General features: G+C 69.7%; 12 protein-coding genes. 6 read left to right on the top strand and 6 right to left on the bottom strand.

Annotated features, from left to right (window positions below):
- Entirely contained in the window at positions 1 to 1,116 is a 1,116-nt protein-coding gene (locus BKK79_RS17730) for an ABC transporter ATP-binding protein (RefSeq protein ID WP_071014155.1), read from the bottom strand.
- Between the two features lie 181 nt (positions 1,117 to 1,297).
- Here BKK79_RS17730 and BKK79_RS17725 point away from each other — a divergent pair, with 181 nt between their 5' ends.
- Positions 1,298 to 2,068, top strand: coding sequence for a DeoR/GlpR family DNA-binding transcription regulator (locus BKK79_RS17725; protein ID WP_071014158.1), 771 nt, complete (start codon positions 1,298 to 1,300; stop codon positions 2,066 to 2,068).
- 109 nt (positions 2,069 to 2,177) lie between these two features.
- Here the strand turns inward: BKK79_RS17725 and purU are convergent, their stop codons facing one another.
- Together purU and BKK79_RS17715 are read right to left on the bottom strand one after the other, a co-directional pair.
- Positions 2,178 to 3,044 (bottom strand): formyltetrahydrofolate deformylase, encoded by an 867-nt coding sequence (gene purU / locus BKK79_RS17720; protein WP_071014160.1) that lies wholly within the window; start codon positions 3,042 to 3,044, stop codon positions 2,178 to 2,180.
- Positions 3,045 to 3,094: 50 nt separating this feature from the next.
- A complete protein-coding gene (locus tag BKK79_RS17715; RefSeq protein ID WP_071038565.1) occupies positions 3,095 to 3,985 on the bottom strand; it encodes an NUDIX hydrolase in 891 nt (296 codons plus the stop codon).
- A 54-nt stretch (positions 3,986 to 4,039) separates the two neighbouring features.
- Here BKK79_RS17715 and glpK point away from each other — a divergent pair, with 54 nt between their 5' ends.
- From glpK to BKK79_RS17695, 4 genes are all read left to right on the top strand, one after another.
- A complete protein-coding gene (glpK, locus tag BKK79_RS17710; protein ID WP_071038157.1) occupies positions 4,040 to 5,611 on the top strand; it encodes a glycerol kinase GlpK in 1,572 nt (523 codons plus the stop codon).
- A gap of 84 nt (positions 5,612 to 5,695) precedes the next feature.
- Entirely contained in the window at positions 5,696 to 7,309 is a 1,614-nt protein-coding gene (locus tag BKK79_RS17705) for a glycerol-3-phosphate dehydrogenase/oxidase (RefSeq protein WP_418235862.1), read from the top strand.
- A gap of 168 nt (positions 7,310 to 7,477) precedes the next feature.
- Positions 7,478 to 7,852 (top strand): MliC family protein, encoded by a 375-nt coding sequence (locus BKK79_RS17700; RefSeq protein ID WP_071038156.1) that lies wholly within the window; start codon positions 7,478 to 7,480, stop codon positions 7,850 to 7,852.
- Between the two features lie 90 nt (positions 7,853 to 7,942).
- Positions 7,943 to 8,329, top strand: coding sequence for a hypothetical protein (locus BKK79_RS17695; RefSeq protein ID WP_071016479.1), 387 nt, complete (start codon positions 7,943 to 7,945; stop codon positions 8,327 to 8,329).
- A 33-nt stretch (positions 8,330 to 8,362) separates the two neighbouring features.
- On the opposite strand, the gene BKK79_RS17690 is transcribed toward BKK79_RS17695, so the two are convergent.
- The 3 genes from BKK79_RS17690 to BKK79_RS17680 form a co-directional block, all read right to left on the bottom strand.
- On the bottom strand, positions 8,363 to 8,590 hold the full coding sequence (locus tag BKK79_RS17690; protein ID WP_071016481.1) for a hypothetical protein: 228 nt from the start codon (positions 8,588 to 8,590) through the stop codon (positions 8,363 to 8,365).
- Between the two features lie 94 nt (positions 8,591 to 8,684).
- Entirely contained in the window at positions 8,685 to 9,059 is a 375-nt protein-coding gene (locus BKK79_RS17685; RefSeq protein ID WP_232346326.1) for a hypothetical protein, read from the bottom strand.
- Positions 9,060 to 9,460: 401 nt separating this feature from the next.
- On the bottom strand, positions 9,461 to 9,664 hold the full coding sequence (locus tag BKK79_RS17680; RefSeq protein WP_071014169.1) for a hypothetical protein: 204 nt from the start codon (positions 9,662 to 9,664) through the stop codon (positions 9,461 to 9,463).
- Positions 9,665 to 10,053: 389 nt separating this feature from the next.
- On the opposite strand from BKK79_RS17680, the gene BKK79_RS17675 reads away from it, so the two are divergent.
- Complete coding sequence (locus BKK79_RS17675) at positions 10,054 to 13,866, top strand: response regulator (protein WP_071038154.1); 3,813 nt, start codon at positions 10,054 to 10,056, stop codon at positions 13,864 to 13,866.
- Positions 13,867 to 13,928 lie beyond the last annotated feature (62 nt).

Here is a 13,928-nt window from a genome sequence, read left to right as displayed (position 1 = left end):
TCAGTATCCTCCCGCCGCGGCCACCGCCGCCGCCAGCGGTGCCGGCCGGCCGCCTGGCCGGCGCGGTGCATGGATGCGGCGCCCGGCGGTGTCGAACAGGTAGACCTGGTCCGGGTCGACATGCAGGGCGAGCTGGGCACCCAGTTCGAGATCGACCACGCCCGGGAACTGCGCCACCAGGTTGCCGACGGCGGTATCGACGTGGACGAAGGTGTCCGAGCCCGACAGTTCCGCCAGGGCGACGCGGCCAGGCACGCGGACCGCACCCGGCCCCGCTTCAAGCCGCAGCGCGCCGGCGCGCACGCCGACCGTCACCGGCCCGCCGTGCGCCATCGCGTCCGGCAGCGGCAGCACGATGTCGCCGCCCAGCGCCACGCGCCCGCCATGCAGTTCACCGGGCAGCAGGTTCATCGGCGGATCGCTGAACGCGCGCGCCACGCGCAGGGAGTCGGGATAGTGGAACACCTCTGGCGTAGGCCCGTACTGCAGCAGTTCGCCGGCATCGAGCACGGCGGTGTGGCCGCCCAGCAGCAGGGCCTCGGTCGGCTCCGTGGTGGCATAGATGACGGTGGCGTCGCCGTGGGCGAACAGCTGGCTGAGCTCTTCGCGAAGTTCCTCGCGCAGCTTGTAGTCGAGATTGACCAGCGGCTCGTCGAGCAGCATCAGCGGCGCGTCCTTGGCGAGCGCGCGCGCCAGCGCCACGCGCTGCTGCTGCCCGCCGGACAGCTCGGACGGAAAGCGCTCGAGCAGGTGGTCGATGTGCAGGCGCTGCGCCAGCGAGCGGACCCGCGCAGCGATATCGGCGCCGCCGCGCAAGCGCAGCGGCGAGGCGATGTTGTCGAATACCCGCATCGACGGGTAGTTGATGAATTGCTGGTAGACCATCGACACATTGCGCTGGCGCACCGGCACGCCGGTCACGTCCACGCCGTCGACCAGGACCTTGCCGGCGCTCGGCCTGTCAAGTCCAGCCATCACCCTCATCAAGGAGGTCTTGCCGGCCTGGGTGGCCCCCAGCAGAATCGTGACCGCACCCGCCACGGGTGCAATTGTCATCGGATAGAGATAGGCTTGCGACCCTGCCTGCTGCGCAATGCCTTCCAGTCTGAGCTGCATCCAGCCTCCTGCGCGCGCCGCCTCGCTGCTGGCGGCATTGATGTCTGCCTCGGTTTGCGCGGTCGGGCTCGCGCAAGATTCTTGTATTTCTGCTTCCCGCTCGTTTTAGCAAAGAAACGAAAGCAAAACAATCTTGCAGCGCATCATTTGTTTTCGTTTCTGATTGAACTAGAATGCGGGCATGACGCTCAATCCACGCCAAACCGCCCTGCTCGAAGAAGTCCGGACCCAGGGCTTCGCCTCGATCGAAGAACTCGCGCGCAAGTTCGGCGTGACGCTGCAGACCGTGCGGCGCGACGTCAACCTGCTGGCCGAAAACGGCATGCTGGCGCGCTTCCACGGCGGGGTTCGGGTCGAAGGCTCGACCATCGAGAACATCGCTTACCGGCAGCGCCAGGTGCTCAACGCCGAAGGCAAGGTGCGCATCGCGCGCGCGGTCGCGGCGGCGGTGCCGGAGGGCTGCTCGCTGATCCTGAACATCGGCACCACGGTCGAGGAGGTGGCGCGCGCCCTGCTGCACCACCGGGGCCTGCGCGTCATCACCAACAACCTGAACGTGGCCAACATCCTGGCCGATAACCCCGACTGCGAGGTGATCGTCGCCGGCGGCGTGCTGCGCTCGCGCGATCGCGGCATCGTCGGCGAAGCCACGGTCGACTTCATCCGGCAGTTCAAGGTGGATATCGGCCTGATCGGCATCTCGGGCATCGAGGCCGACGGCACGCTGCGCGACTACGACTTCCGCGAGGTCAAGGTGGCGCGGACCATCATCGAGCACGCGCGCGAGATATGGCTGGCGGCGGATGCCAGCAAGTTCAACCGCCAGGCCATGGTGGAACTGGCCCACCTGTCGCAGATCGACCGGCTCTTCACCGACATGCCGCTGCAAGCGCCCTTCGACCGGATGCTGGCCGAAAGCGAGGTGAACTGTGTGGTCGCGGACCAGCCTTGAGGCGCGGGCCGGCGCCGGCCGCCTGGCGCGGCCGGGCGGCCGCGCGGGCAATGCGGGCGGCGCAGGGCGCGCCGTCCGGTCCCGGACGGATGGTCCGGGCGCCTGCCGCTTACTTGAAGACCACCGTCTTGTGGCCGTTGAGCAGGATGCGGTGTTCGGCGTGCCACTTGACCGCGCGTGCCAGCGCCACGCATTCCACGTCGCGGCCGACCGCGGTCAATTGCTCGGGATCCATGCTGTGATCGACACGCTCGATCTCCTGCTCGATGATCGGGCCTTCGTCCAGGTCGGCCGTCACGTAGTGGGCCGTGGCACCGATCAGCTTCACGCCGCGGTCGTGCGCCTGGTAATAGGGCTTGGCGCCCTTGAAGCTGGGCAGGAAGGAGTGGTGGATGTTGATCGCGCGGCCGGCCAGCTTGGTGCACAGGTCGTCGGACAGCACCTGCATGTAGCGCGCCAGCACCACCAGGTCGATGTTCTGCTCGCGCACCACCTCGAAAACCTTGCCCTCCTGGGCCAGCTTCTGCTCGCGCGAAGCGTTCATCAGCGGCAGGTGGAAGAAGGGAATGTCGTAGGACGCGGCGAGCTGGTAGAAGTCGCGGTGGTTCGACACGATCGCGGCGATCTCTACCGGCAGTCCGCCGGCCTTGGCGCGGAACAGCAGGTCGTTCAGGCAGTGGCCGATCTTGGACACCATGATCATCACGCGCGGCTTGACGCTGGCGTCGAACAGGTCCCACTGCATGGCAAACTGCTCGCCCACCGGCGCGAAGGCCGCCTTCAGCGCCGCCAGGTCGGGGCCGGCCGCGGGCGGGGTGAAATGCACGCGCATGAAGAAGCGGCCTGCGTACTCGTCGCCGTACTGAGCGGAGTCGACGATATTGCAGCCATGCTGGAACAGCAGGCCGGACACGGCATGCACGATGCCGGGCTGGTCAGGGCAGGAGATGGTGAGAATGAAACCGGTGTTGCTCATCGTGTTCTGTTCTTTGGGATGTCCGCCGGGCCGGCCGCGCAGCGCGCGGCTCACGCGCGGGATGTGCCGGAGGCCGCCCAGCCGCGGCGGCGGAGCGCATCCAGCGTCACCAGGGTCGCGTCGACCGTCATGGCGCCATCCGCCATGATAGCAAGCAATGGCCCCGGCTCGATAAGACGGTGCTCCGCCACTTCGCCGTCCCGATTGACCGGAATGAAGCCGGCCGGCAGCAGCAGGTCGTACACATGGACGGCCTCCCACTGCACCCCCTCAGGTAATTCCCGCAGCACCTCGATCACCCCGCAGGCCTGCGCCTGCGCCGCCAGGTCGGGCGGGATGCCCGACTCCTCCTCGCACTCGCGCACCAGCGTGGCCAGCGGGTCGCTGCCATGGGGCATGCCGCCAGCCACCAGGTTATCCCACATGCCAGGGTCGACCGCCTTGGCGGGGCTGCGGCGCGCGATCCAGAAGCGGCGCCGGCCATCGCCATCGCCGACGATGCCGTTCATGTGCGAGGCGAAGGTCAGCAGGCCGAAGAAACGCGCCGCGGCGCGCTCGACCACGGCCAGCGCCGGCGCCTGCAACGCCGGCGTGACGGCGAACAGTTCGTCGCGCCAGCCGCGCACGTGGCCGGCGCCGGCCAGCCAGCGCGCCAGTTCGGCCAGCGCCGCCGAGCGCGCGGCGAAATCCGTGCAGCGCGGCAGCAGCGCGACCTCGTGCGCGCCCCTTGCCTCCAGCGCGGCGGGCACGGTCGGCTGGGCCAGCAGGATCTCGGCATGGGCGCGCGGCAGCCAGCCGACCTGGCTGGCGCCCACCATCAGCCGCAGGTGGGCGGCGGCATCGAAGCGGCTGCGCGCCGCCAGCGCGGCCTCGATGCGGGCGACCGCGTCGGTGCCGGCCGGGGAATCGGGAAGCTTGGACAAATTGACTGCCTCTTTCATGAAACGCGCGCCGCGCACTGGCGCGAACGCTCAGGACTTCACAGGACCGCTTGCATGACGCACAGCACGACGCCATCGCAAACCCCGAACCCCGCCGGCCTGCCGCAGGGACAGCCACGCTACGTGCTGGCGCTAGACCAGGGCACCAGCAGTTCGCGCGCCATCCTGTTCGACCATTTCGGCAACGTGGTGCGGCTGGCCCAGCGGGAATTCCGCCAGTATTATCCACACCCCGGCCATGTCGAGCACGATCCCTACGAGATCTGGCAATCGCAGCTCGCCGTGGCGCATGAGGTGCTGAACGACGCCGGCGTCTCCGCCAGCCAGCTCCATGCCATCGGCATCACCAACCAGCGCGAAACCACCGTGCTGTGGGACCGCGCCACCGGCGAGCCGGTCGGCCGTGCGCTGGTCTGGCAGGACCGGCGCACCGCGCCGATGTGCGAGGCGCTGGTGGCCTCGGGCCACGGCGAATTGTTCCGCGAGCGTACCGGCCTGATCGTCGACGCCTATTTCTCCGGCACCAAGCTGCGCTGGATGCTCGACCACATCGAGGGTGCGCGCGCACGCGCCGAGCGCGGCGAACTCGCCTTCGGCACCGTCGACGCCTGGCTCGTCTGGCAGCTCACCGACGGCGCGCGCCACGTCACCGACGTGTCGAATGCGTCCCGCACCATGCTGTTCAATATCCATCGCTTCGCCTGGGACGACGAGTTGCTCGCCCTGCTCGACATCCCGCGCAGCGTGCTGCCCGAGGTCGTACCTTCGAGCGGCGAGGTCGCGCGTACGGCATCCCGGCTGTTTGGCGCCGAAGTGCCGATCGCCGGCATCGCCGGCGACCAGCAGGCCGCCACCTTCGGCCAGGCCTGCCTGTCGCCCGGCATGGCCAAGAACACCTATGGCACCGGGTGTTTCCTGCTGATGAATACCGGCAGCCAGCCGGTGACGTCGCACAACCGCCTGCTGACCACGGTGGGCTGGCGCTTCGGCGAGCGCACCGTCTACTGCCTGGAAGGCGGGGTCTTCATGGGCGGCGCCACCATCCAGTGGCTGCGCGACGGCCTGCAGATCATCCGGAGCGCAGCGGAAGTGGAACCGCTGGCACGCCAGTGCGAAGACACCGGCGGCGTCGTGCTGGTGCCGGCCTTCGCCGGCCTGGGGGCTCCGCACTGGGACGCGTTCGCGCGTGGCACCCTGGTCGGCATGACGCGCGGCACCGGACGCCCGCAGATCGCGCGCGCCGCGCTGGAGTCGATCGCCCTGCAGAGCGTGGATGTGCTCGACGCCATGCAGAAGGATGCCGGCATCTCCCTGGCCGAACTGCGCGTGGACGGCGGCGCCTCGCGCAGCGACCTGCTGATGCAGATGCAGGCCGACCTGCTGGGCACGACCGTGGTGCGCCCGCGCGTGACCGAGACCACGGCGCTGGGCGCGGCCTACCTGGCCGGCCTGGCCACCGGCTACTGGCAGGACGAAGGCGAGATCAGCCGGCAATGGCAGGTCGAGCAGCGCTTCGAGCCGCGCCTGTCGGCCGACGCGCGCGCGCAGCACCTGGCGCGCTGGCACCGCGCCGTGGATCGTGCCCGCGACTGGGCCCGCGAGGACTTGGCCGACGGCACGCCATGACCCTCTCCCGGCACCGCACCCTCACCTGCGGCGCGCGGCCGGGAAGCAACCCGCACTCCCCGAAGATTGACCCGTTTTGAACCTGTGACCATGCCAACGCCTTTCACCCAGATCCTGCCCCCTGCCCGCGCCGACCTGCTCGCCGGCCTCGCGCGCGAACCGCGCTGGGACGTGATCGTCATCGGTGGCGGCGCCACCGGCCTGGGCACGGCCGTCGACGCAGCCTCGCGCGGCTACCGCACGCTGCTGGTCGAGGCCGCGGACTTCGCCAAAGGCACCTCCAGCAAGGCCACCAAGCTCGTGCACGGGGGCGTGCGCTACCTCGCGCAGGGCAATATCAGCCTGGTGCGTGAGGCCTTGCACGAACGCGGCCTGCTGGCCCGCAACGCACCGCACCTGGTGTGGCCGCTCGGCTTCGTCGTGCCGGCCTACCAGATGCTGGACCAGCCCTTCTACGGCATCGGCCTCAAGGTCTACGACATGCTCGCGGGCAACCTCAAGCTGGCCGGCAGCCGCTGGCTGAACCACCGCGAGACGCTGGCCGCCGCGCCCACGCTCGCCGAACACGTGGGCGGACGCCCGCTGCGCGGCGGCAACCTGTACTTCGACGGCCAGTTCGACGACGCACGGCTGGCGATCGCCCTGATGCGCACCCTCTTCGACGTGGGCGGCACCGCGGTCAACTACCTGCGCGTGACCGGCCTGCTGCAGCAAGGCGGCGCCGTCACCGGCGTCACCGTGCAGGACGCGCTCGGCGAGGCCTGCTTCGCCCTGCAGGCGAAGTGCGTGATCAACGCCACCGGCGTCTGGGTGGATGCCGTGCGCCGCATGGAGGACGGCCAGGCCCGCACCATGGTGGCGCCCAGCCAGGGCGTGCACCTGACGCTGCCGCGCAGCTTCCTGCCCGGCCAGGACGCCATCCTGATCCCGCGCACCGACGACGGCCGGGTACTGTTCGTGGTGCCCTGGAACGGCCACACCATCGTCGGCACCACCGACACCCCGCGCCAGGACCTGCCGCTCGAACCGCGCGCCGCCGGCGACGACGTCGACTTCATCCTGGAAACGGCGGCGCGCTACCTGTCCCGCTCGCCCACTCGCGCCGACGTCACCAGCGTCTGGGCCGGGCTGCGCCCGCTGGTCAAGGCGACCGGGGAAAACACCACCGCATCGCTGTCGCGCGAGCACACCATCCTGGTCTCCAAGGGCGGCCTGATCACCGTGACCGGCGGCAAGTGGACCACCTATCGCAAGATGGCGGAGGACGTGGTGGACACCGCCATCCAGCGCGGGCTGGTGGCGCGCGCTGCGCCCTGCATCACGACGGAACTGGCGTTGCATGGCGCACAGGGCCTGCCGGCCGACCTGCCGGCATCCGGCAGCGGCTCACCCGATCGCTATTACGGCAACGAATTGGGAGCCTTGCGCGCACTGCCTGGCCAGGACGAGGTGCTGATGGCGGGCTCCGGGCTGACCGCCGCCCACGTCCGCTTCGCCGCGCGCCACGAAATGGCGCGGCGCGTCGAGGACGTGCTGGCGCGCCGCAATCGCGCCCTGTTCCTCGATGCGCGTGGCGCCAGCGCGGCCGCGCCGCGCGTGGCGGCCATCCTGGCCGAGGAACTGCAGCACGATGCTGCCTGGCAAACCCGCGAAGTGGAGGACTTCCGCAAGCTCGCCTCGGGTTATATGCTCGACTGAGTACCGCGCCTCCCCGGCCGCCGACAGCGCCGCCCCGACTGCAGGCCCCGACTGCGCGAGCGCCCCGGGGAGCGGGCGGCGGGAAGCGGGCGGCGGAAAGCCTTCGGCGCCCGCTCCGCTGAGCCCTGCCAGCGCCCCTGCCCACAACCCTGCCTCGAGGAATCCGACATGCCAGCCTGCCTTTCCCGCCTGCTCGCCAGCGCTGCCGCCCTGGGCGTGCTGCTCGCCGTCCTGCCCCTGGCCGCCGCGACGCGGCCAGGCATCGACGGCGTGCGCTTCGAGCCGCCGCGAACGGTGCGCTACCGCTGCGACGAAGGAAAGTCGCTGAGCGCGCGCTACTTCAACAGCGCGGACAACCAGATCGCCATCCTCCGGCTGGACGGCAGGCCGCTGCTGTTCGCCAGCGTGCTGACCGGCTCCGGCGCGCGCTATGCGGCCGGGCCCTACCAATGGATCACCAAGGGAGACGAAGGCCGGCTGGAGGACCTGCGCGGCGGGGACGGCGCCCCGGCGCCCTACGCCAACTGCAAGGCCGCGCGCTAGCGGCAGCGCCGCCGCCCGGCAGGCGTGGCGCATGGACGGGCTCCCGGGCGATAATGCGGGTATTGCATCAGGGAGAATGACATGGAAGACATGGACGAGATTGACGATCTGTCCGACCTGCCGATGCCCCGCTTCATCTGGGGCTTCGCCATCGCCACCGGCAAGGGTGGCGAGATCATGCACGACGAGTTCGAGTACCTCACGCACACCCGCAGCCCGCGCTTCACCTGCCGCGTGGTGGAACTTGAGGACATGCCGGGCGATGGCGAAGAAGGCGGCATCGATGGCCGCATCGTGCATTACGACGAGCCGCGCCGCCTGTTCTATATCACCGATGCGGGCATGGCGCTGGTGAACTTCGAGCTGTTCGACAAGCTGCCTGAGCGGCAGAAGCTCAAGCGTGTCTGCGACGAGGCGATCGCCAACTGGATGCAGCGCCGCGAATTCCTCGACAGCGAGGGCGATGACGAGGAATGAGTGTTGCCCCTGGCGCCAGCGCCAGGGCACCGATCACGCGTCGCGCACCACGATCAGCGTGGCGGCGACGCGCTGGATATCTTCATAGACCGGCATCGCCGAGGCCGGCCCGGTGCAGCTGACGCCGGTGGCCTGGTGCGCGTCCGCACCGGCCGGATGGAAGACGAAGGCCATGCCCGGCCGCCAGCCCGGATGGTTGCGCAGGCTCTCATTGAGGATGTCGAGGTACTGCTCACGCGAAAAGACGTGCTTTGCCGGCATGCCCATCTCCGAGGGTTTCGGAGGATCGTACCATGCCGCGATGTGCGGACATCCCGCCGCGCCGGCACTTGCCAGGCCGGCCGGGCAGGCCGTTTCAGCCGTGGTCCCGGAGCCCGCCGTCGTGCGGGCCGTGGCCGTCCCAGTCGCGGCGTTGATCATCACGGCGGCGGTCGTCGTGCCGGTAGTCGTCATGACGTTCCGGACCGCGTTGCGGCTCCGCACGGCCGCCCCAACCCCCGCGCACCAGCACCCAGCCTTCTGGACGATGCTCCCAGCGCGGCGGCGCGTAGGCATAGCCGGGCCGCTCCGCCTCCCAGTGTCCGGCCTGCCAGGCGTGCCGGTGGTACCCGGCATCCCAGTCCCAGAAGCCAGGCACCCAGATAAATCCGGGACGCGGAGCCGGCACCGCCTCGTAGACAGGCGCCGGCGGGGGCGCGCCGATGGTGACGTTGACGGAAACCTGTGCCATCGCGGCAGGTGCCGTGGCAAGGCCACAGGCCAGGGTCGTGGCGCAGGCAAGGCCAAGCGCGGCGCGGCGGACGAAACGGTTCACGAAGATCCTTTCCCATGCAGGGCGAGACGAACTGGGCGCCAGTCTATGCGTCGGCCCCGCGACAGTCTGTAAGAAAGGGTTTCCTTGCATTTCAAGGCCGCCCTCCGCTGCGACGGCCGATGTCCTGAGCCTTGAATCCGTTGATGAACTCGGCCTGCTGAGAGAAGTCTGACAAGCGCCTGCCAAGAGGTTGCGCAAGGCCTGCAACGTGGCGCTGCAAGCGCTGAAGCCTGGCAAGCCTGCGTCACGGCAAAGCGCGCAGCCCCTCGGCGGACTTAGTCGACGAATTCGTGCTTCAGCACGAATGACGCAGTGGACTAGTGGTCCGCCGCCATGGCGCGCAACTGCGCCTCGCCTGCGACGCGGGCCGCGTCCGCCGTGGTGAAGGTGTCGTCCGACACGATCGTCCGTTTGAGCAGCCTCGCTTCGAAATCCACCAGTGCGATCACCCAGACATAGCGCCCGGCCTGGGGTGCGGTCTGCACCAGCGCGCTCAGGCGCGGCTTGGAATCCGTTGTCATCTTGCCCTCCTCCGCAGCGTGCCGGATCCTGCCGGCATCGGGGGCCAGCACGAAGCCGGCGGACCTCGAATCGGAATATGCCTACATATATATAGGCGCTAGCTGAGAAAACTGGTGAGTGCATTCCTCAGTTTTTTGGGCCTTCTCCTAATCACGGTCTGCGGCCATTGCGCGGCAAGCGGCACAAAGCTGAAATCTGGGCGATCTCTTCTGCCTGGCGTGACGGCTGGGCCAGCCACGAACCTTGCGAGCCGCCTTCATGCCCAGCCCAGCACTTGCCCCGCTCTCCCGGCCAGCCGCAGCTGCCGCCCCGTCCCGGGGCGAGGCCCGCGGCTGAACGGGCACGCCCCGCCCGGCCTCCTGCTCGATCCGGCCCGATCCCGCCCCGCATGCGATCCCCCCCGTCCTGGCCCCGCTTCGCGCGGTATGCGGCCACCTGGCTGTGGCTGGCCTGCTGCGCCTGCGGCGGCTGGTGCGCGCCGGCGACCACCCCGGCGCTGAAGCTGACCAGCAGCATCGGCGCGGACGCGGCATTGCGCCTGCCGCCCGCCCTGCAGGGATCACCGGTCCTGCGCGCCTATCGCACGGTCCGCGTCGGCTATGTCCGGCACACTTTCGTGCCCATCTACCTGAACCGCGCCGACAAGCTGTTCGAAGGCGTCCTGGCCGACTACCTGGCGGCGTTGGCGGCGATGAGCGGGCTGCGCTTCGAGATCACCGGCTTCGACACCGGCGCCCAGGCACGCCAGGCGCTCGAGGCCGGCGCCATCGACCTGCTGGCGGGGACCGCAGACGAGGCCGGCGACACGCTGTCCGCCACCTCCGCCTACTTCACACACCGGCTGGCGGAAGTCCGCCGCACCGGCCCGGCGCGTCCGACCGCCACGCAGGTCATTGCCATCGCACGTGACAGCGTCGACCGCGACAGCCTCGCCCGGCACTATCGCGAGGCCCGCATCGAAGTCTTCCCCACCCAGTTGCTGGCGCTGGAAGCGGTCGCCTTCGGCCGCGCCGACCTCTTCGTCGGCGTCGCGACAGGCGCCAACTACCTGATCGACCAGTTGCAACTGCTGCAGCTCGCGATCACCAACTTCGCGCCGTTCAGCGGTGCGCCATTCGTGCTGCTGGCCACGCCGCGCCAGCGCCCGCTGCTGCAGGCGATCGACATCCTGCTGCGCCACGTGCCGATCCGCATCGCCGGTGACATCCAGCAGCGCTGGCTCGGCTCGGCCAGCCATTTCCGCGTCGCCCAGCAAGTGAACCTGTCCCCGGAAGAAGCCGCCTGGATCCGCGCCCACCCGCGCGTGCGCTTCGGCGCGGCCCGGTTCCTCGCTCCGTTCTCCTTCCTCGACCATCGCGATGCGAGCCCCACCGGCCTGTCGATGGACCTGCTGGCCGTGATCACCGCCCGCACCGGCCTGCAATTCGAACCGGTGCTCCTCGACAACGACGCCGACGGCTTCGCTGCCTTGGGCTCGGGCCGCATCGATCTGCTGCTGTCCGTGACCGCGACGGAGGAGCGGCGCCAGCACATGCTGTTCTCGACGCCTTACATGGAGTCGCTGTGGGTCATCACCACGCACGCCGATGAGCAGGGCATCCGGCAGGCCACCGACCTGGCCGGGCGGCGCGTCGGCGTACCCGGCAACACCCTCGGCACGCGCGGCTTGCTGCCCGATGGCGTGGCCGGGCGAGCCGCCAGCATCGCGGTGGCGCCTGACATGCTGGTCCTGTTCCGCTGGCTGCAGGAGCACAAGGTCGATGCCATCATCACCAACCTGACGAGTGCGAACTACCTGAACGCCACGCGCTTCGACGGGCAGTTCGCGGTGGCGGCAACCACCAGCGACTCCCCCTGGCCGATCAGTTTCGCCGCCGATTTCCGCTCCCCTGAACTGATCGGCATCATCGACAAGGTGCTCGACAGCGTCCCGCCGGAGGAGCTCGACGCCATCCGGCGCGACTGGAACGGCGCTCGCGTGGCAATCCCGCGCTACGGGCTGTCGGACCGCCAGACGCAAGGCCTGCTGCTGGGGCTGGCGGTGTCGCTGGGGCTGTTGTGCGCCGGCGGACTCTACCTCGGCTGGTCCTACTACACGCGGCGCCAGCAGGCCTTGCGGCTGCGCGACCAGCTGGAATTCCAGCGCACGCTGATCAACGGGCTGCCGTTCGCCGTCTTCGTGCGCGACGCACACGGCCGCCTGGCCAGCTGCAATCCGCACTACGCCGCCGCCTACGGCGACACGGCGGCCGCCCTGCTGGAGCGCGGGCGCGCGGACGATTGGGAGCGCGCGGGCAGCGGCGGCGCGCTCGATGCGCGCCTCGCCGCGCTGGCCCGCAGTGTCCGCGCCCAGCGCCGCGCCTGCATGACAGATTGCCACCTCGAGCACCGGGGCCAGGACGTCGACCTCTTTATCTGGCTGCTGCCGCTCTATGGCGCCGACCGCCGCTTCGACGGCGTGCTGGGCGGCTGGCTGGACATCACGGAACGCAAGCGCACCGAGCGTGAACTGCAGCAGGCCAAGCAGGCGGCCGATACCGCCAACCGTGCCAAGAGCACCTTCCTGGCCACCATCAGCCACGAGATCCGTACGCCGATGCACGCCATCCTGGGTACGCTCGAACTCGAGATCCGCTCGCGCAGACGGCCGGACAAGCAGAGCCTGGTGGCGGTACAGCAGGCCGCCCAGTCGCTGCTGACCTTGATCAACGATATCCTCGACTACGCCAAGATCGAGGCCGGACAGCTGAGCCTGGACCCGCAGCCGGCCGATCCGCGCGAGGAGCTGGAGCGGCTGCTGTTGATCTACCGGCCGCTGGCGCACGAGAAGGGGCTGCAGTTCAAAGCCCACCTCGACGAAACGCTGCCGCCCGCGATCCGCATCGATGCCCTGCGCGTACGCCAGATCGTCGGCAACCTGCTCAGCAATGCCCTGAAGTTCACGCAGCACGGCCTCGTGGCCCTGGAGGTGCGATGGCAAGGCGGGCGTCCGGACGGCGGTACTCTGCATATCGCGGTGCGGGACACCGGAGCGGGCATCCGCGCGGACCAGCAGGCCTCGCTCTTCCTGCCCTTCCGCCAGGCCGGGCGCGACACCGGCAGCCGCTTCGGCGGCACCGGGCTGGGACTCTGGATCTGCCGCCAGTTGCTGGCGCAGATGCAGGGGCGCATCTGGCTGCGCAGCGAGTTCGGCCTGGGCACCGAGTTCTTCGTCGAGATCCCGGCCTCGCCGGCCGACCTGCCCTCTTCCGCAACCGGCCATGCGCTGCCGCCGGAGCCGCTGGCGACACCTGCCGGACTGCGCGCACTGGTGGTCGACGACCATCCCGCCAACCGACAGCTGCTGGTGCGCCAGCTCGGCTTCCTCGGGGTGGTGACGGTCCATACGGCGGCCGATGGGCGGGAAGCCCTGGAGATCCTGGCACACCACGAGACCGACCTGGTCATCACCGACTGCAATATGGCCGGCATGGACGGCTACGCGCTCGCGCGAAGCATCCGTGCCGATGCGCGCCTGCGCCATCTCTTCGTGATCGGCTGTACCGCCGACGCACGGCCGGAAGTCGCCCGGCAGGCCCAGGAGGCCGGCATGGACCGCTGCCTGGTGAAGCCGGCCGGCCTGGACGCCCTGCGCGCTCTGCTGCAGCAGGCCAGGCCCGGCTCCCCTCTTGCCGGCACCGCCCGCACGAGCACGTCCACCAGCACGTCCACCAGCACGTCCACCGGCACCTCCCCGCCCGGCAGCACGGCCAGGACACGGCGAAGCGGCACTCGCGAAGGCCATGCCCAGCGTGCGGCGCAGCGCGTGGGCGAGATCTTCACGGACGGCCCCGAGGCAGCCGCCTTCCTGCACCTGCTGCAGTCGACCAGCCACCAGTACCTCGGCGAGATCGAGCAAGCCATGGCTGCCGGCGCCCTGTCGAAGGCCGCGTCGGATGCACACAAGCTCAAGGGCGGCGCTGCCGTCATCGGCTTCGAACCCGTCCTTCTGGCCTGCGCGGAATTCGAGCAGGCCGTGTCGCACCGGGTGCTGCAGGAGACACCTGAGAGAACTCTACAGCCACTGCGAGTCGCCTGCGCTCACATGGATCGGCTGCTGGCCGCCTTGATCCGCTACGCCGAAAGCGGTAGAGCCGGACGCACCGGGCCGGCCGACGGCGAAGGCGCTGCCGGCAGGCCGGCAGTCAGCCGGACAGGCTGACGGTCGCACCGCGCAGCGGCAACATACTCTCCGGCGCCGCCTTGACCTGCGCTGCCGGGCAC

Origin of the sequence: Cupriavidus sp. USMAA2-4, from assembly GCF_001854305.1 — a bacterium.
GTDB classification, from domain to species: Bacteria; Pseudomonadota; Gammaproteobacteria; order Burkholderiales; family Burkholderiaceae; genus Cupriavidus; species Cupriavidus malaysiensis.
The sequence above is the reverse complement of the archived record's forward strand: the minus strand, read 5'-3'. Positions and strand labels throughout refer to the sequence as shown.